This window comes from Erythrobacter dokdonensis DSW-74, from assembly GCF_001677335.1.
GTDB lineage: Bacteria > Pseudomonadota > Alphaproteobacteria > Sphingomonadales > Sphingomonadaceae > Erythrobacter > Erythrobacter dokdonensis.
Genome location: NZ_LZYB01000002.1, coordinates 126,869 through 143,803, shown reverse-complemented (window position 1 = coordinate 143,803; position 16,935 = coordinate 126,869). Strand labels below are relative to the sequence as shown.

Below are 16,935 nucleotides of genomic sequence, written 5' to 3'. Positions count from 1 at the left end.
CTTTGATGATCAAGCGGTACCGGCCCCCTTGCCGAACCGCTGCCCGGCAGGCTGACCGACGGGGCCCTTCCCGCGAAATTAAATGATTGTAACCGGCGTCCCGGCGCTCCTATGCAGCGCACCATGAACACGCCCTCTGCCCGGTTCGATGCCCGCGAAGCATCGAAATGGTTCTTCCGTCACGGCCACACCGGATGGCTGGGCCTCCGATTCACCGAGCAGGGCGACAACTGGGTCGAACTTGAACTGCCCTGGCGCGAGGATCTGGTGGGGGACAGCAAGAGCGGTGTGCTTGCCTCAGGCCCGATCATCAGCCTGATGGACATGGCGAGCGGCATGGCAATCTGGCAGGCCGGCGGAACCTTCAATCCGGTCGCCACGCTCGATCTGAGGGTCGATTACCAGCGCCCGGCGCGCGAACGGGCAAGCGTGCGCGGAAGGGTCGAATGCTATCGCCGCACGCGCTCGGCCGCGTTTGTGCGGGGCATCGCGCATGATGGCGATCCGCAGGATCCGGTCGCCCATGTCGCAGGGGTGTTCATGACCATCGGTGCCGATCCGCGGAAGGACAATCCTGCATTGCAAGGTGACAGTGCGGATGGCTGAGATGCTCGAACTGCCCGCCTATGCCCGCTCGCTGGGGATCACGGTCTGCGGCGAGGAGGCTGGAATGCCGCTGCTGACAGTCGAATTCGGCCCGACGGTGGAAGGCCGCCCGCAGCATTTCCACGGCGGCGCCACTGCCGGCCTGCTGGAGACGGCGGGCTACGCCGCGCTCCATGCGGCGCTGAAGGCATCGGGCCGCGATCCGCAATTGAAGCCGATCAATATCACCGTGCAATATCTCGCCGCAGGCAAATCGCGCCCGAGCTTTGCCATCGGGCGCATAACCCGCCTTGGCCGGCGCAATGCCAATGTCGCGGTCGAGGCGTGGCAGGATGACCGTGCCCGCCCGATTGCGACCGCGGTAATGAACATCCTGATGGTTTAGGGTGGCGGCGACGCGCCCGGAGAGGGCGCAGGCTGGACCACCAGCCCTTCCTCGCCCAGCCTGAGCTCCACCGGAACGCCCTCCTGCGACAGGGTTACCCCGTTGCCGTCGATGCGCAGGGTGGCGCCGTTCTCGCCGACCGGAATCTCGGCCCCTTCCTCGATATCGAGCGGCTGGACCGGGCCTTCCGGATCGGGCGAGGCGGTGGTCTTGGGCTGCGGGGCAGCTTCGAGCTTCAATGCGCCGCGCATGAAGTCGCGCCAGATCCGCGCAGGCGTGCTGCCGCCGGTGATGCCCTTCATCGGGGTATTGTCGTCATTGCCGACCCATACGCCCACCACCAGATCGCCCGCATAGCCCACGAACAGCGCGTCGCGGTAATCCTGCGTGGTGCCGGTCTTCCCGAAATTTGCGACGGGCAGCACGGCATTGCGTCCGGTCCCGCGATTGATCGCGGCGCGCAGCATCGTCTCGATATCCTCGTGGGTGGAGCGCGCAAAACTCTCCTGCCGGCTGGTGAGCCATTCCCACCAGCCGCGCTCGCCGCGCGCGAAGGGGTGCGGCTCGACGGGATAATCATTGGCAGCGATCCCGGCATAGGCGGCGGTCAGCTCCATAAGTGTCATGGCCGAGGTGCCGAGCGCGAGGCTGGGATCGCCTTCCGGCATGGCAGCAGTGATGCCCAGCTGCCGCGCCGTGGAGATTACCTTTTGGCTGCCGACCGCCTGAAAGAGGCGCACGGCGGCGACATTGCTCGAACTCGCGAAGGCATCCTCCAGCGTGATCTGCTCGGAATAGCGTTCGCGCGCGTTCTTGGGGCGATAGCTGCCTTGCGTGATGGGGGTGTTGGGGATGGTGTCGTCCGGCTCCCACCCGGCCTCCAGCGCCGCGAGATAGACGAAGGTCTTGAAGGTCGAACCCGGCTGGCGGCGGGCCTGGGTCACGCGGTTGAAAGGGGATTTGGCATAGTCGCGCCCTCCCACCATCGCCACCACCTCGCCATTGGGGCGCATGGCGACCAGCGCGACCTGTGCTCCGTTCAGAGGCGCGCGCGCCACCACCCGGCTGGCGAGCGCCTGAAGCCGCGAATCGAGCGTGGTGGAGATCACCTGCTTCGAATAGCTCGCCTCGATCCCCTCGCGCGCCAGCGGCAGCGCCCAGTCGGCGAAATAGGTGCCGGTCGGCACATTGTCGTCGCGCCTGCGCACATCGAGCCGCGGATCGGGTAGCGCGCGGGCCTGGGCCTCGGTCAGGTAGCCCTCCTGCACCATCGCCCCGATCACGAGGTCCATGCGCCTCTTCGCCCGGTCGTAATGCCGGGTCGGCGCATAGCGCGAGGGCGCCTGCAGCAACCCCGCCAGCATCGCCGCCTGTTCGGGCTTCAGGTTTTCCGGCTGGCGGTAGAAATAGTGCAGCGACGCGGCGCGAAGGCCATACTGGTTGTCGCCGAAATAGGCGTTGGAGAGGTAGCGCTCGAGGATCTCGTCCTTGGTCAGCCAGCCTTCGAGCCAGAAGGCGATCAACGCCTCGCGCGCCTTGCGGCTGAGCGATTGCTCGGGCGTGAGGAAGGTAAACTTGGCAAGCTGCTGGGTGATGGTCGAACCGCCGCCATAGCCCGTCCACGCCGCGCGCGCGATGCCGCGCGGGTCGATGCCCCAGTGGCTATAGAAGCGCCGGTCCTCGATCGCGATGAAGGCCTGGGGGACATGCGGCGGCAGGTCGGCGAGCCTGACCGGCGCCTCGACGATCGCTCCCTGCCGCGCAATCGGGGTGCCGTCGCGGGCAAGCAGCGTGACCTGCGGCGGGGCGATGGGTTCGAGGCTCTTCGATAGCGGCGCGGTGACGGCAAGCCAGCCGATCAGCAATGCGAACAGCGCGGAGGCGGCCATGATGCCGCGCCCCGTCCACCACAGCTTCGAGCGCGCGCGCCAGTAATCGCGCTGCCACCACCTGAGGCGGCGCTTCTCCTCGACTTCGAGCGCCTCGTCGAGCCCGGCAAGCTTGGCATCCCACGCCTCGAAATCGGGCGTGGCGGAAGGACGAGGGCGCGGAGGGAGATCGTCCTCGTCCTCGTCGATGGGACGCATCGATTCGTAGAGCGGGTAGAAGCCCGCGGGCAAATCACTCCGTCCGCCGTTGCCGGCGCTGCCGCGGGAGCCTTTCCAGAATCGGTCGAAAAACGCCATGTCGAAGGCTGTGTTACCAGCCTAGAACACCTGCGCGCAAGCGGCTTGGGTTCAACGCTTCTTTGCCGCGCCTTCCGGCAGGTCCTCGCCGAACACGCGCTGATAGTATTCCGCCACCAGCGTACGCTCCGCCTCGTCGCACTTGTTGAGGAAGCTGAGGCGGAAGGCGAAACCGACCGAGCCGAAGATCGCAGCGTTCTGCGCCCAGGTGATGACCGTGCGCGGACTCATCACCGTGGAAATGTCGCCGTTGATGAAGCCCTGACGGGTCAGTTCGGCGACCTTGACCATGTCGGCGATCAGCTTGTCATCGGCCTGCGGCGTCTTGGACTTGACGATCTGCGCCTCGACCTCGGGCTGCAGGTAATTGAGCGCCACGACGATGTTCCAGCGGTCCATCTGCGCCTGATTGATCGCCTGCGTGCCGTGATAGAGGCCGGATGTGTCGCCAAGGCCCACGGTGTTGGTGGTGGCGAACAGCCGGAACCACGGGTTGGGCGTGATCACGCGGTTCTGGTCAAGCAGGGTCAGGCGGCCATCGAATTCGAGAATGCGCTGGATCACGAACATCACGTCCGGGCGCCCTGCGTCATATTCGTCGAAGGTCAGCGCCACCGGATGCTGCAAGGCCCACGGAAGAATGCCTTCCTTGAATTCCGTCACCTGAAGCCCGTCCTTCAGCACGATCGCATCGCGCCCGACCAGATCGATGCGGCTGATATGCGCATCGAGGTTCACCCGGATGCTCGGCCAGTTCAGCCGCGCTGCGACCTGTTCGATATGGGTCGATTTGCCGGTGCCGTGATAGCCCTGCACCATCACGCGGCGGTTATGCGCAAAGCCTGCGAGGATCGCCAGCGTGGTGTCCGGATCGAAGACATAGGCCTCGTCCGTCTCGGGCACGTGCTCGTCCTTCTGGGTGAAGGCGGGCACCTGCCAGTCGACATCGATGCCGAACACCTCGCGGACATCCACGGTGGTATCGGGCTGGGTGGGCATGGCGTTGTCGCCGGCGACATTGTTGCGGGAGGATGAAGTCATTGCCGGGTCCGGTTAGAACGCATGGGCGCGCCCTGCAAGCGGTGGTTTGGCCGCAAAGGCTGGCAATTTTGGCGAGTTCGTTTCCCTGAAGGGCCATACGGGCCTATATCGGACACCATGGCCGACCCCGTCGAATCGCTGCGCTTGAAGCTGGTCGGACAGGTCCGCGGCGTGTTTCATGACGCCTCGAGGGGCCAGCAGCCCACTCCCCCATCCGACGATGCGCTGTTTGTACGCGATACGCCGATCCGGCTGGTGCACGCCGATATCGTCGGGATGATGACAGGCGGCGTGCGCGCCTTGCTGCTCCAGATGCTTCACCCCCATGCGCTGCAAGGCGTGCTCGACCATTCCAATTTCCGCGAGGACATGCACGGGCGGCTGCGGCGCACCGCGCGATTTATCGCCGTGACGACCTTCGGCCACCGCGACGAGGCAATGAAGGCGATCGATCGGGTCAACCGCATCCACGCACGTGTCGGCGGCACCCTGCCCGACGGCACGCCCTATAATGCCACCAATCCGCGCACCCTCGCCTGGGTGCATGTAACCGAGGCGCAGAGCTTTCTTGCAGGCTATCTGCGCCATGTGCGGCCCGGCATGCCGGGAGCGGAGCAGGACGAGTATTACCGCCAGTTCGCTGTCATCGCCCGCGCATTGGGCGCCGATCCCGTGCCCGAGACCCGCGCCGAGGCTGAACGCATTTTCCGCGAGTTGCGCCGCGATCTTGTCACTTCGCCTGAAGCGCGCGAGGTCGCCCAGCTGGTGCTGAGCCAGCGCCCGCAAGGCACCCCGCGTTCCGTCCAGACGATGATTACCGCCGATGCCGTCACGATGCTGCCCGATTGGGCGCGCACCATGCTGCGGCTGCAACGCCCGGTGCTGACCGCGCTGCCGGCGCGCGCGGCCACATGGGGCATGGGGCGCACCTTGCGCTGGGCGTTCCGCCAACCGGCAGCACGCCCCTGAGGGAGAGAGAAATGGCCGAATTCACCTTCTACACCGTCGCCATGAGCCGCGGGCAGATTTCGCGCTGGGCCTTGCACGAGGCGGGTGCGGACTACGAGCACGTGATGATGGAGTGGGACACGCGGCCCGAAAGCTTCCGGGCGATCAACCCGATGAACAAGGTGCCTGCGCTCGTCCACCATCACGGCGACCATGACCATGTCATTACCGAATGCGCGGCGATAAACCACTATCTGGCCGAAACCCACCCCGAGGCAGGACTGCTGCCTGATGCCCACGAGCGCGCCGCCTATTTCCGCTGGCTGTTCTTTGCCGCAGGGCCGCTGGAACAGGCGATCATGGCGCGGATGATGGGCTGGGAGCTGGCCGAGGGGAAGGACAGCACGGCGGGCTTCGGCACACTCGAACGCACGCTCGATGCGCTGGACGGCTGGCTATCGGCGCATGATTTTGCGGCGGGCAGCCGCTTCACCATGGCCGATACCTATGTCGGCAGCCAGTTCGTCTGGGGTCTGCGCTTCGGCTCGATCCCCGAGCGCCCCGCTTTCAAGGCCTATGTCGAACGCATCACCCAGCGCCCGGCCTATGCGGCCGCCAATGCAATCGACGCGGCAATCATCAAGGGCGCGCAAGGCTAGGCGAAGGCGCGGCTTTTCCTGAGCAGCTGATAGGCCTCGACCACCTGATTCAGCCGCGCCTCGTGCTTGCGGTCGCCGCCGTTGCGGTCTGGGTGGTAGCGCCGCACCAGTTCCGAATAGCGCCGCCTGAGGCGGGTGCGGTCAGTATCCGAGCCGAGGCCCATTGTCTCAAGCGCCTGCGCCTCCTCGCGCGAGAAACGCCCTGACATCGCCATCTTCGCCTCGCGTTCGGCACGGCTGCGAATGCCGGCCGCGCGGGCGGATATGGCATCGAGCGGATCGGCATAATCGGCCCAGCGCGGCATCCCGTCGACGTGGGTTTCGGGCCGGAAGGCGCGGCTTTCGGTCTGCCAGCCGGCAATCGGTGACTGGGCGCGGATGATCTCTTCGGCGCTCATGCCTTCGAACCAGTCATAGCCCGCGTTGAATTCGCGCACATGATCAAGGCAGAACCAGCGCCATTCGCCCGGCCCGTCAAACCCGTGCGGACGGCGTCCCGGCGCGCGGAATTCACCCGCCTCGCGGCAGCCGGGCGCTTCGCATTGGCGCCCGCCTGGTTCATGTCGTCCGTGAAAACGTGCTGAAGGCATGGGCTTGATGGTGGCAGGGCAACCGGGGGATTCCAAGACCGCGCGCACGCAGGAGATGGCGCAAATGGCTCACCAGCGGTTGAGGCTCGTGCAATCTGACGGTCAGCGCATACGCGAGGGATCGAGCGTGAAGAACATCACCTGGATCAGGCGTCCGTTCTCGACCGAGTTGCCGAACCCCGGGCAGGCCGTGTGCCAGAACCAAGGCCGCAACAAGACCAGCCGGTTGAACCGCATCGGTATCTCGAAGGTCTTTTCCCATGCCGACGGGCGCAGGCTGTCACGCTCGAGAATGGTGTTGCAGGCCTTGGCCACGGTCGCATAGCCCATCGCCTGGGCTTCGGCGTCATTGATGGGAGCGCGATCGGTGCCGGTCGCCTTGTGCCGGAAGAACCGCGTGCCGCCACGGCAATCCTGCGGACGCGAAAGATAGAGGATCCCTGACCACTGCGAATCATCGACATGGACGCGGGCGTTGCGCGGGTCACTGGCAAGCGTCAGGCGGCATTTGCCATGCGACTGCAATGGCTCGACCGGTTTCAACGGCTCTCCGGTAAGGTGCGAGACATAGTCCGACAGTCCCGGAAGATCGAGCCGCTGCACGCTGTTGCGGCCCGGATAATTGCCGGTCTGCTCGGGATAATCGAGGCCCAGCGCCATTCGCCGGATCCCTTCGGGATTTTCGAGGAAATCGTCGACGACAATATAGGATGTGGGCATAGTCGGGTCCGAATAGCTGCGAGGCAGGGCCATTGCAAACCGATAGGCCCGCCCCACATCGCAGGCATGATGGAAAGGCTTTCACAATGACCGGAACCGTTGCCGAGGAAATGCACGCCCTGTTGACCGAGGCGTTTGCGCCCGCGCGCCTCGCGATCATCAATGACAGCGCGAAGCATCGCGGCCACATGGGCGACGACGGATCGGGCGAATCGCACTTCACCGTCGAGATCGAGGCTGCTGCCTTTGCCAGCATGAACCGCCTTGCCCGCCAGCGCGCGGTGATCGCGGCGCTGGGCGATATCGTCGGCCAGCGGGTGCATGCGGTGGCGATCAAGGCCAGCGTTCCCGAGGCATGAGGCTGAACACCGCGCCCCTCAATCCAGCATTGCGCCTGCGCCGCGCGGCGCGGATCATCGTGCTCGATCCCGAAGGCCGCGCGCTGATGTTCCGCTATGATGTGCCCGGTCGCCCGCCGTTCTGGGTGACCACCGGCGGCGAGTGCGAGCCGGAGGAAAGCTTCGAGGAGGCGGCGCGGCGCGAATTGCTGGAGGAAACCGGCATCATCGCCGATCCCGGCCCCCAGATCGCGCGCACCACGCCCGAATTCGTAACGGTCGAAGGCGAGCCGGTGCAGGCCGACGAACGCTATTACCTTGTCCGGGTAGCCGAGGCGCGGGTCGACACCAGCCGCCACACCGCGCTGGAACAGGAACTGATGACGCAGCACCGCTGGTTCACGCTGGAGGAACTGGAAAGCTGGCACGAGGCGGTGTTCCCCGTGACCCTTGCCGACATGATCCAGTCGCAAACAGCAACCTGATTGCCCTTGCCCTGCCCGCTCGCTAGTCCTTCTGCGAAACGGGAGAGTGACATGGATTATTCGGGCAAGGTGGCATGGATCACCGGGGCATCTTCAGGCATCGGCGCAGCGCTGGCGCGCGAACTGGCGGCGCGGGGAGCCCATGTGGTGCTGTCGGGCCGTGATGCGGCGCGGCTGGCCGAGGTGGCCTCGGCATGCGGCGAGACGCTGATCCTGCCCTTCGACGTGCGCGACGAGGCGGCGCTGGCGGAAGCCACGGCGAAAGCCATCGCGTGGAAAGGCGGCGTCGATATCGCCTTCGCCAATGCCGGGATTTCGCAGAGAAGCCGCGCGCTGAACACGTCAATGCAGGTCTATCGCGATATCATCGAGGTCGACCTCATCGCCCAGATCGCCTTCACACAAGGACTGATCGGCCACATGGTGCAGCGCGGGTCCGGCGCATTGGGGTTCATTTCCTCGATCGCGGGCAAGGTCGGGGTGCCGATGCGCACCGCCTATTGCGCGGCCAAGTTCGGGCTGGCGGGCTATGCCGACGCGCTGCGGGGCGAATTGTCGCAGACCGGCGTCAGCGTCCACACCATCTATCCCGGCTCGGTCGCCACCAATGTCTCTCGCAATGCGCTCACCGCAGCGGGCGAGAAGCGCGGCAAGTCCGATCCGGCAATCGACAACGGCATCCCGGCAGACGTCGCCGCGCGCCAGATGCTGGATGAAATCGCCGCCGGCACGCGCGAGATCATCGTGGCGGAAGGCGGCGAAAAGGCGATGGGCGAATTGCGGCGCACCCCCGATGCGCTGTTCGATCAGGTCGCGAACATGGTCGCCAATGGCTATATGGAAAAGCTGGAGGCTGCCGAATGAGCGGGTTCGACTTGAAGCGGGTCCACCTGCCCAACGGCATCCATCTCGACGTGGTGGACGAAGGCCCGGTTGACGCGCCGGTGCTGATCTTCCTCCACGGCTTTCCCGAAAGCCACCGCACCTGGCGCCACCAGATCGCCCATTTCAAGGACCGCTACCGCTGCATCGCGCCCGACCAGCGCGGTTATCGCGGTTCCTCCAAGCCGCAGGCCGTGGAAGCCTACACCCCCGACAAGCTGATCGGCGATATCTTCCTGCTCGCAGACGCGCTGGCCATCCCCGGCTTCACCATTGTCGGCCATGACTGGGGCGGCGCGATTGCCTGGGGCGTGGCGCTGGGCGGGCAGCACGCGCGGGTGAACAAGGCCATTATCGCCAATGCCCCGCACCCCGCGATCTTCCAGAAGCTGCTCTACACTCACCCCGTCCAGCGCGAGGCGAGCCAGTATATCCGGGGTTTCCGCGATCCGGCCAATGATGCGCTGGTCAAGGAGCACGGCCTAACCGGCCTGCTGCTGAAAGAGGTCAAGTGGGACCGGCCATCCGCGATGGAGCCTGAAGAGCGCGACCAGTTGCTGCGCGACTGGCAGAACCGCGATGCCGCCTTCGGGATGCTCAACTATTACCGCGCGAGTCCCATAGACGTGCCGACGATGGACGCGCCCTTCGAGGTGCCCCAAGGCTACACGCCCCCCGCCCTGCCCAAGCTGACAATCCCGACACTGGTGATCTGGGCGCTCGACGATCTCGCCCTGCCGCCCGAAAATCTCGAAGGTCTGGAGGACATCATCGACCCGCTGACCATCGTGCGCGTGCCCGACTGCGGCCACTTCGTGCCATGGGAAGCTCCGCAAGCGGTCAATGCGGCGATGGAGGCGTTTCTGGCGGGCTAGGGCTCCCGCCACGCCACCCAGGCCCCGTGCGGGTGGGCGTGGGAGAGCAGCTGCTCCTCGCCTTGGTGCGCAGCGCCGTCCCACAGGCGCACCCGCAATTCGTGCCGGAAGGTCGCGGGGTCGGTTTCGAGCGCGATCCAGCCGAGCGGGGTGTCGGGTGTGGCAAGCTTTGCTGCCGCCTCGAACGCCGCGGTGATCCGCTGCTGGGTTTCGGCGGGCATGTATTGCCACATGATCGAATGGAACATCACCCGCGCGCTGCCCGGCAGCTGCGGCCGGGCGAGCATCGTGGCGGCAAAATCACCCGCATCGGCGGCGACCAGATCGGGCGGCTGATCGCTCGCCAGTGCAATCGCCGCGTCGATCCGCCCCAGCCGCTCGCCCGCATCAGCCCAGACATAGGCCTTGAGGCGCAAGGCGCTGTCAGTGTCGGCGAGGTTGATCGGCGCGATGTCGCACCCCTTCACCGCAGTGATCGCGAAGCCTTGCGGCGGTGCAGGCGGCGAGGCCCCGCGCCAGTCCGGCACGATCCGCATCGGCGAGCTTGCAGGGCCGACCTCGACCGCGCCAAGCCGGAAGAAATAGCGGTCGATCATCGTGTTGACCCCGGCACTTGCGCCCAGTTCGAACAGATCGAACCGCGGCGCGCGGACCCGCTGCGCCAGCCACAGCAGGCCCGCCATGATGCTGGCCGCGCGCCCGGCCTCGTTGGTCTGCGGCGGACCGTCGAGCCACGGCAGCAGCCGCGCGTCGAACCTGTGCGTCAGATCAAGCACCAGCGCGTCCACCTCTGCCTGATCGGTGACCTCCCCGGCATAGACCTGCGCGAGGCGGTCATCCGCGCCGGTCAGCAGCAGGTGATGAAAGCCGCCCGCGATCCGCAGCGGCATGGCGTCCTTCAGCGTCAGTCCCGGCCAGTTCGCGATCCGGCGTCCGGTCGCGGTGTCGCTGGCCCGCACCCCGGCGAGCGCGCGGATCACCCGCGCCGTGGCAGGCGCGCCGTTTTCCTCGGCGTGGCGGGCTTGCCAGTCGAGCGCGGCGGCAAAGTCTTCCAAAGCCATGATTCCCGTCTCGTCAGCCGCCATTCCCATTGCCCTTTTGCCGCGCCGCCCTTAAGTGCGCGGCCAATCATGACCAGCACTGGCATCCACGACAACAGCTTCTTCCGGCCCGGTCAGCTGACTTTCGCTGTCCCCAAGGGGCGCATCCTTGACGAGGCGCTGCCGGTAATGGCGCGCGCAGGCGTGGAACCGGATGCTGAGTTTCACGATCCCAAAAGCCGCGCGCTCGCCTTCGGCACCAGCCGCGCCGACATGCGCATCATCCGGGTGCGCGCCTTCGATGTCGCCACCTTCGTTGCCCATGGCGCAGCGCAGGTGGGCATCGTGGGTTCCGACGTGATCGAAGAATTCGACTACGCCGATCTCTACGCGCCGGTCGATCTGGGCATCGGGCTGTGCCGCCTGTCGGTGGCCCGCCTTGCCGATGACGAGAACGAAGCGGCAGGGGCCAGCCACCTGCGCGTCGCCACCAAATATCCCAGCCTCACCCGCCGCCATTTCGAGGCTGCGGGCGTGCAGGCCGAATGCGTCAAGCTGAACGGCGCGATGGAACTGGCGCCTTCGCTGGGCCTAGCGCGGCAGATCGTCGATCTGGTTTCCACCGGCAAGACGCTGAAGGACAACGGACTGGTCGAGACTTCGGTGATCCTGGAGATTTCCGCCCGCCTGATCGTCAACCGCACCGCGCTCAAGACCGACGCCCGCGTCGCCGCGCTGGTCGATGCCTTCCGCCGCGATGCGGAACGGCGCAGCGAGGGGCACGCGGCATGATCAACATCCTTTCGACGCTCGATCCCGATTTCGCGCGCAAGTTCGCCCGCATCGTCGAGGCGCGGCGCGAGGCCGACAGCGATGTGGCCGGACAGGTCGCGGACATCCTGCGGACGGTAAAGCTGCGCGGCGACGCGGCGCTGGCCGATTACACCCAGCGCTTCGATGGCTATGCGCTGGCAGACGAGGCCGACTGGTCGATCCCGCGCGAGGCGTGCGAGGAAGCCTACCACGCGCTCGCACCCGACCTGCGCGAGGCGCTGGAACTCGCCGCAGCGCGCATCCGCGCCTATCACGAGGCGCAGCTGCCGGAGAACCGCGACTACACCGATGCGGCGGGTGTGCGGTTGGGCGCCATCTGGCGGCCGGTGGATGCCGCCGGGCTGTATGTCCCGGGCGGGCGCGCGGCCTATCCCTCCTCCCTGCTGATGAACGCGATCCCTGCCAAGGTTGCAGGCGTTCGGCGACTGGCGATTACCACCCCGACACCGCAGGGCCAGACCAATCCGATGGTGCTGGCCGCTGCGCATATTGCGGGCGTGGACGAGATCTGGCGCGTCGGCGGGGCGCAGGCGGTGGGTGCGCTCGCCTATGGCACCCAGCGCATCAGGCCGGTCGATGTCATCACCGGCCCCGGCAATGCCTGGGTCGCCGAGGCCAAGCGCCAGCTTTACGGCGTGGTCGGAATCGACATGGTCGCCGGGCCTTCGGAAATCCTCGTCATCGCGGACGGGAAGAACGATCCGGACTGGATCGCCGCCGATCTGCTCTCGCAGGCAGAGCACGACCCGACCTCGCAATCGATCCTGATCACCGACGATGCCGGTTTCGCGCGGCAGGTCGAGGATTGCATCGACCTCCAGATCAGCCAGCTTGCGACCGGCAAGACCGCGCGGACGAGCTGGGATGCGCACGGGGTGATGATCGTGGTCAATGATCTCGAAGCCGAAGCCCCTGCCCTTGCCGACCGTCTGGCGGCCGAACATGTCGAGCTTGCCGTCGACGAGCCCGAACGCCTGCTGCACAAGATCCGCCACGCCGGGAGCGTGTTCCTTGGCCGGATGACGCCGGAAGCGGTGGGGGATTATGTCGCCGGGCCCAACCACGTGCTGCCCACCGGGCGCAGGGCGCGTTTTTCCAGCGGCCTGTCGGTGCTCGACTTCATGAAGCGCACCAGCTTTCTGGGGCTCGATGAAGCCTCCTTTGCCGCCATCGGCCCTGCCGCTGCAACCCTTGCCCATGCCGAGGGGCTGCCTGCCCACGCCAAGTCCGTGGAACTGAGGATCAAATGAACCAACCCGCCCGCTCAAGCCAACGTTCTCAGGCCCGTTCGGCTGCGCGCCTTGCCGCCGTGCAGGCGCTCTACCAGCAGCATATGGAAGGCACCGCGCTTGCCCGGCTGCTCGACGAGTTCCACCAGCACCGGCTGGGCCGCACAATCGACGACGAGGATTTCGACGAGGCGGAATATGCCGATGCCGAAGTGCCGTTCTTCGACGACGTGGTGCGCGGCGTGGATGCGCGCCGCGCGGAGATCGACGCCCTGATCGCCGCCAATCTTGCCGAGGGCTGGAGCCTGGCACGGCTCGACAAGGCGATGATCCAGGTGCTGCGGGCCGGAACCTATGAACTGATCGCCCGCGCCGATGTGCCCGCCGCGGTCGCGATCAACGAATATGTCGAAGTCGCCAAGGCCTTCTTCGACGACCGCCAGTCGAAGTTCGTCAACGGCATTCTGGACGCGGTGGCAAAGGCGGCAAGGGCCTGATCGCGCCGAAGGGGTGGCAGGGGCTCTTCACACCCGCGTCACCCCCCTTCACCCCCCCTTCACGCCCCGCCAGACCGCCTTCACAGGCCCGTCGGGGCCGCTTCAAGGCGGGGTTTCACGTGAAACACCAAGGCTTCGACAGGCTCCCGGCAAATGGCTAAGAGACCGGAGCCATGAACGAGACCGAATTCATCGCCGCACTGCGCAAGCTGCCGCTTCATCCGGGCGCGCGCGGTCTGGAGGATGATTGCGCGGTGCTGGCAATCGGCGGCGAGACGCTGGTCCTGACGCATGACGCCATGGCGGAAGGCACGCATTGGCTACCCAATGCCGACCCCTTCGACATTGCATGGAAACTTGTCGCCTCCAACCTCTCCGATCTCGCAGCAAAGGGCGCGGAGCCGGTGGGCGTGCTGCTGAGCCATACCCTGGGAAAGGGCGATGCGCGCTTTCTTGAAGGGCTATCGGCGATCCTGACCGAATATGGCGTTCCCCTTCTCGGTGGCGATACCATTGCCGCCAAAGGCCCGCGCACGCTTGGCCTGACCGCGATAGGCAGGGCAACGCACACGCCGGTTCCATCGCGCCATGGCGCACAAGTGGGAGACGGTGTTTTCGTCTGCGGCCTGATCGGCGAGGCGATGGCGGGGTTTCACCAGTTACTGCGCGTTGAGCGGGAAAGGGAAACCGAGCCTCAGCCGGAGTTCGCCGGAGACATTCCCAAGCCCTTTGCCCCCGATCCCGCCTTCGTCGAAGCCTTCCTGCGTCCCCGCCCGCTGCTATCCGAAGGGCAGCGCCTCGCGCCACACGTCACCGCGATGATGGATGTCTCGGACGGCCTTTTCCTCGACGCATCACGCATGGCTGACACTAGCGGCGTCACGATCAGCATCATTCAGGACGCCGTGCCCCACTCGGACCGATTTCGGGAGCGTGCATCGCAGGGCAACCTCGTCGACACGCAGAGCAAGGGTCGACCGATGCGGCATACGGCCTGCGCATGGGGCGATGATTACGCGCTGCTCTTCACCGCGCGCACCGACGTTGCCCTACCCATCGCGGCATCGCGCATAGGGGAGGTTATCGAACAGGTGGACACGCCCTTGCTCGTCGATGGCAAGCCACCGCGCATGAAGCCGGGCGGGACTTTGGGATACCAGCACGGCTGAACCGCCGCGAACCTGCCGAAAAACACAGCCCGCTGCGTCGCAGGCTTGCCAGTCCTTTCCCAGACCTTAAGAGTGTCGTCCCTTGCGCTGACGGGAGATCAATAAAGGCGCGAGGGTTCCCGCAAGGGAACGAACATAACGGGAGGGGATAACTCGTGAATCTATTGCTTATTTCGATCGGGCTGGGGCTGCTCGCCATTGTCTATGGCGTCATCACCAGCTCGCAGGTGCTGGGAGCCAGCCCCGGCAATGCGCGCATGCAGGAAATCGCTGCCGCCATTCAGGAAGGCGCGCAGGCCTATTTGAACCGCCAGTACACCACCATCGCCATCGTCGGCGTGGTCGCCACCGCAATCATCGCGATCTCCCCGCTGGGCATGGTCACGGCCACAGGCTTCGTGGTCGGCGCGGTGCTTTCGGGCGTGGCGGGCTATATCGGCATGAATATCTCGGTGCGCGCCAATGTCCGCACCGCCGAAGCCGCCAGCAAGGGCCTGCAGGCAGGCCTTACCCTCGCTTTCCGCGCGGGTGCGATTACCGGCATGCTGGTCGCCGGCCTCGCGCTGCTCGCCATCGCGGTGTTCTTCTACGTGCTCGTCGGCCTGATGGGCATGAGCCCGTCCGAGCGTACTGTGATCGACGGCCTCGTCGGCCTTGCTTTCGGTGCATCGCTGATATCGATCTTCGCGCGCCTGGGTGGGGGCATCTTCACCAAGGCGGCGGATGTGGGCGCGGACCTTGTCGGCAAGGTCGAGGCAGGCATCCCCGAAGACGACCCACGCAACCCCGCCGTGATCGCCGACAACGTGGGCGACAATGTCGGCGACTGCGCGGGCATGGCCGCTGACCTGTTCGAGACTTACGTGGTCACCGTCGGCGCGACCATGGTGCTGACCGCACTGCTGCTGACCCAGCTGGGCGATCTGCTGCTGCCTCTGATGGCGCTGCCGCTGCTGATTGGCGGCGCGTGCATCGTCACCTCGATCCTCGGCACCTACTTTGTGCGTCTGGGCAGCGGGGCGAATGTGATGGGAGCGATGTACAAGGGCTTCATCGTCACCGCCGTGACCTCTGTCCCGCTGATCTGGTTCGTGACGCAATTCGCGCTCGGATCGGTGGGCATGGGCATGAACACGGTGATCAACCCCGATCAGGGCATGGTCGAGTTCACTGGGCGCTCGCTGTTCTACTGCGCGCTGCTCGGCCTCGTCATCACCGGCCTCATCATCTGGATCACCGAGTACTATACCGGCACCAAGTTCCGCCCGGTTCGCTCGATCGCCAAGGCCTCGGAAACCGGTCATGGCACCAACGTGATCCAGGGTCTCGCCATCAGCCTCGAAGCGACAGCGTTGCCGACCATCGTCATCGCGGGCGGCATCATCATCGCCTACCAGCTCGCAGGGCTGATGGGCATTGCCTATGCGGCGACCGCGATGCTGGCACTGGCGGGGATGGTCGTGGCGCTCGACGCCTATGGTCCGGTGACCGACAACGCCGGCGGGATCGCCGAGATGTCGGGGCTGGACGATAGCGTGCGCGAGAAGACCGACCTGCTCGATGCGGTGGGCAACACCACCAAGGCGGTGACCAAGGGCTATGCGATCGGTTCGGCGGGTCTTGGCGCGCTGGTGCTGTTTGCGGCCTACACCACCGATCTCACGGTGTTCTTCCCGGCCTTCCGCGACGGTGATCTGGCCAACGGCGAGGTCTCCTTCAGTCTGGAGAACCCCTACGTCATCGTCGGCCTGTTCCTCGGCGCGCTGCTGCCCTACCTGTTCGGGGCGATGGGCATGACGGCGGTGGGCCGGGCTGCCGGAGACGTGGTGGTGGACGTTCGCAACCAGTTCCGCGACAATCCGGGGATCATGGCGGGCACCTCCAAGCCCGACTATGCCCGTACCGTGGACCTCGTCACCAAGGCGGCGATCAAGGAGATGATCATCCCCTCGCTGCTGCCGGTGCTGACCCCGATCGTGGTCTACTTCGCGATCACCATGATCGCAGGACAGGACAACGGCTTTGCGGCATTGGGTGCGCTGCTGCTGGGCGTGATCGTCGGCGGGCTGTTCGTGGCGCTGTCCATGACCGCCGGCGGCGGGGCGTGGGACAATGCCAAGAAGTACATCGAGGACGGCAATCACGGCGGCAAGGGCTCTGAAGCCCACAAGGCCGCGGTGACGGGCGATACGGTCGGCGATCCCTACAAGGACACCGCCGGCCCTGCGGTCAACCCGATGATCAAGATCACCAACATCGTCGCGCTGTTGCTGCTGGCTGCACTGGCGCACGGCGTGGCGTAACGCTTCACGCCTGGTGACAATCCTCAACCCCGCCGGGCGCAGTTCCGGCGGGGTTTATCTTTGCCCGCAGTCGCGTCCCCAAACCGGACACCTCGCCCAAATGCGGCAGCTTTCTCAAGAGCTATGCATTATTGCAGGTTCAGGCGGC

18 protein-coding genes are annotated in these 16,935 nt (G+C 65.9%); 13 read left to right on the top strand and 5 right to left on the bottom strand.

Annotation, left to right across the window (positions count from 1 at the left end):
* The first annotated feature begins 123 nt into the window (after window positions 1-123).
* Both I603_RS04625 and I603_RS04620 read left to right on the top strand, forming a co-directional pair.
* Window positions 124-606 (top strand): PaaI family thioesterase, encoded by a 483-nt coding sequence (locus I603_RS04625; RefSeq protein ID WP_068863276.1) that lies wholly within the window; start codon window positions 124-126, stop codon window positions 604-606.
* Window positions 599-991, top strand: a complete 393-nt coding sequence (locus I603_RS04620; RefSeq protein ID WP_068862669.1) for a PaaI family thioesterase — start codon at window positions 599-601, stop codon at window positions 989-991. The genes I603_RS04625 and I603_RS04620 overlap by 8 nt, the downstream gene beginning before the upstream one ends.
* On the opposite strand, the gene I603_RS04615 is transcribed toward I603_RS04620, so the two are convergent.
* Complete coding sequence (locus tag I603_RS04615) at window positions 988-3,078, bottom strand: transglycosylase domain-containing protein (protein ID WP_068863274.1); 2,091 nt, start codon at window positions 3,076-3,078, stop codon at window positions 988-990. The two genes, I603_RS04620 and I603_RS04615, sit on opposite strands and share 4 nt — an antisense overlap.
* A 150-nt stretch (window positions 3,079-3,228) precedes the next feature.
* Entirely contained in the window at window positions 3,229-4,218 is a 990-nt protein-coding gene (gene cobS, locus I603_RS04610; protein ID WP_068862668.1) for a cobaltochelatase subunit CobS, read from the bottom strand.
* A 117-nt stretch (window positions 4,219-4,335) separates the two neighbouring features.
* Here cobS and I603_RS04605 point away from each other — a divergent pair, with 117 nt between their 5' ends.
* Window positions 4,336-5,187, top strand: a complete 852-nt coding sequence (locus I603_RS04605; protein ID WP_068862667.1) for an oxygenase MpaB family protein — start codon at window positions 4,336-4,338, stop codon at window positions 5,185-5,187.
* Between the two features lie 11 nt (window positions 5,188-5,198).
* A complete protein-coding gene (locus I603_RS04600; RefSeq protein WP_068862666.1) occupies window positions 5,199-5,825 on the top strand; it encodes a glutathione S-transferase family protein in 627 nt (208 codons plus the stop codon).
* Here the strand turns inward: I603_RS04600 and I603_RS04595 are convergent.
* A complete protein-coding gene (locus I603_RS04595; protein ID WP_068862665.1) occupies window positions 5,822-6,415 on the bottom strand; it encodes a DnaJ domain-containing protein in 594 nt (197 codons plus the stop codon). The genes I603_RS04600 and I603_RS04595 overlap by 4 nt on opposite strands.
* A gap of 102 nt (window positions 6,416-6,517) precedes the next feature.
* Window positions 6,518-7,135, bottom strand: a complete 618-nt coding sequence (locus I603_RS04590; RefSeq protein ID WP_068863272.1) for a DUF6445 family protein — start codon at window positions 7,133-7,135, stop codon at window positions 6,518-6,520.
* Between the two features lie 86 nt (window positions 7,136-7,221).
* Here I603_RS04590 and I603_RS04585 point away from each other — a divergent pair, with 86 nt between their 5' ends.
* The 4 genes from I603_RS04585 to I603_RS04570 are packed head-to-tail and all read left to right on the top strand — an operon-like array spanning window position 7,222 to window position 9,715.
* Entirely contained in the window at window positions 7,222-7,494 is a 273-nt protein-coding gene (locus I603_RS04585; protein WP_068862664.1) for a BolA family protein, read from the top strand.
* Entirely contained in the window at window positions 7,491-7,958 is a 468-nt protein-coding gene (locus tag I603_RS04580; protein WP_068862663.1) for an NUDIX hydrolase, read from the top strand. The genes I603_RS04585 and I603_RS04580 overlap by 4 nt, the downstream gene beginning before the upstream one ends.
* Window positions 7,959-8,009: 51 nt before the next feature.
* On the top strand, window positions 8,010-8,822 hold the full coding sequence (locus I603_RS04575) for an SDR family NAD(P)-dependent oxidoreductase (RefSeq protein WP_068862662.1): 813 nt from the start codon (window positions 8,010-8,012) through the stop codon (window positions 8,820-8,822).
* Window positions 8,819-9,715, top strand: a complete 897-nt coding sequence (locus tag I603_RS04570) for an alpha/beta fold hydrolase (protein ID WP_068862661.1) — start codon at window positions 8,819-8,821, stop codon at window positions 9,713-9,715. Before I603_RS04575 ends, I603_RS04570 begins: the two co-directional genes overlap by 4 nt.
* Here the strand turns inward: I603_RS04570 and I603_RS04565 are convergent.
* Window positions 9,712-10,800: a DUF2332 domain-containing protein gene (locus I603_RS04565; RefSeq protein WP_068863269.1), complete on the bottom strand. Its 1,089-nt coding sequence runs from the start codon at window positions 10,798-10,800 to the stop codon at window positions 9,712-9,714. The genes I603_RS04570 and I603_RS04565 overlap by 4 nt on opposite strands.
* A gap of 45 nt (window positions 10,801-10,845) precedes the next feature.
* Between I603_RS04565 and hisG the strand changes: the two genes are divergently transcribed.
* The 5 genes from hisG (at window position 10,846) to I603_RS04540 (ending at window position 16,787) form a co-directional block, all read left to right on the top strand.
* Window positions 10,846-11,547, top strand: a complete 702-nt coding sequence (hisG, locus tag I603_RS04560) for an ATP phosphoribosyltransferase (RefSeq protein WP_068862660.1) — start codon at window positions 10,846-10,848, stop codon at window positions 11,545-11,547.
* Window positions 11,544-12,839 (top strand): histidinol dehydrogenase, encoded by a 1,296-nt coding sequence (gene hisD, locus I603_RS04555; RefSeq protein WP_068862659.1) that lies wholly within the window; start codon window positions 11,544-11,546, stop codon window positions 12,837-12,839. The genes hisG and hisD overlap by 4 nt, the downstream gene beginning before the upstream one ends.
* On the top strand, window positions 12,836-13,315 hold the full coding sequence (nusB, locus tag I603_RS04550) for a transcription antitermination factor NusB (protein ID WP_068862658.1): 480 nt from the start codon (window positions 12,836-12,838) through the stop codon (window positions 13,313-13,315). Before hisD ends, nusB begins: the two co-directional genes overlap by 4 nt.
* 173 nt (window positions 13,316-13,488) lie before the next feature.
* The gene (gene thiL, locus I603_RS04545) at window positions 13,489-14,484 is read left to right on the top strand and encodes a thiamine-phosphate kinase (protein WP_068862657.1); all 996 of its coding nucleotides are present in this window, start codon (window positions 13,489-13,491) and stop codon (window positions 14,482-14,484) included.
* Between the two features lie 155 nt (window positions 14,485-14,639).
* Window positions 14,640-16,787, top strand: coding sequence for a sodium-translocating pyrophosphatase (locus I603_RS04540; protein ID WP_068862656.1), 2,148 nt, complete (start codon window positions 14,640-14,642; stop codon window positions 16,785-16,787).
* Window positions 16,788-16,935: the final 148 nt, after the last annotated feature.

Coding starts and splice junctions, on each gene's coding strand:
- I603_RS04575 (WP_068862662.1), top strand. CDS start 8,010: ATGGATTATTCGGGCAAGGTGGCATGGATCACCGGGGCATCTTCAGGC.
- nusB (WP_068862658.1), top strand. CDS start 12,836: ATGAACCAACCCGCCCGCTCAAGCCAACGTTCTCAGGCCCGTTCGGCT.
- I603_RS04600 (WP_068862666.1), top strand. CDS start 5,199: ATGGCCGAATTCACCTTCTACACCGTCGCCATGAGCCGCGGGCAGATT.
- I603_RS04620 (WP_068862669.1), top strand. CDS start 599: ATGGCTGAGATGCTCGAACTGCCCGCCTATGCCCGCTCGCTGGGGATC.
- I603_RS04565 (WP_068863269.1), bottom strand. CDS start 10,800: ATGGCGGCTGACGAGACGGGAATCATGGCTTTGGAAGACTTTGCCGCC.
- I603_RS04605 (WP_068862667.1), top strand. CDS start 4,336: ATGGCCGACCCCGTCGAATCGCTGCGCTTGAAGCTGGTCGGACAGGTC.
- cobS (WP_068862668.1), bottom strand. CDS start 4,218: ATGACTTCATCCTCCCGCAACAATGTCGCCGGCGACAACGCCATGCCC.
- I603_RS04595 (WP_068862665.1), bottom strand. CDS start 6,415: ATGCCTTCAGCACGTTTTCACGGACGACATGAACCAGGCGGGCGCCAA.
- I603_RS04580 (WP_068862663.1), top strand. CDS start 7,491: ATGAGGCTGAACACCGCGCCCCTCAATCCAGCATTGCGCCTGCGCCGC.
- I603_RS04585 (WP_068862664.1), top strand. CDS start 7,222: ATGACCGGAACCGTTGCCGAGGAAATGCACGCCCTGTTGACCGAGGCG.
- I603_RS04570 (WP_068862661.1), top strand. CDS start 8,819: ATGAGCGGGTTCGACTTGAAGCGGGTCCACCTGCCCAACGGCATCCAT.
- hisG (WP_068862660.1), top strand. CDS start 10,846: ATGACCAGCACTGGCATCCACGACAACAGCTTCTTCCGGCCCGGTCAG.
- I603_RS04590 (WP_068863272.1), bottom strand. CDS start 7,135: ATGCCCACATCCTATATTGTCGTCGACGATTTCCTCGAAAATCCCGAA.
- thiL (WP_068862657.1), top strand. CDS start 13,489: ATGAACGAGACCGAATTCATCGCCGCACTGCGCAAGCTGCCGCTTCAT.
- I603_RS04615 (WP_068863274.1), bottom strand. CDS start 3,078: ATGCGTCCCATCGACGAGGACGAGGACGATCTCCCTCCGCGCCCTCGT.
- hisD (WP_068862659.1), top strand. CDS start 11,544: ATGATCAACATCCTTTCGACGCTCGATCCCGATTTCGCGCGCAAGTTC.
- I603_RS04625 (WP_068863276.1), top strand. CDS start 124: ATGAACACGCCCTCTGCCCGGTTCGATGCCCGCGAAGCATCGAAATGG.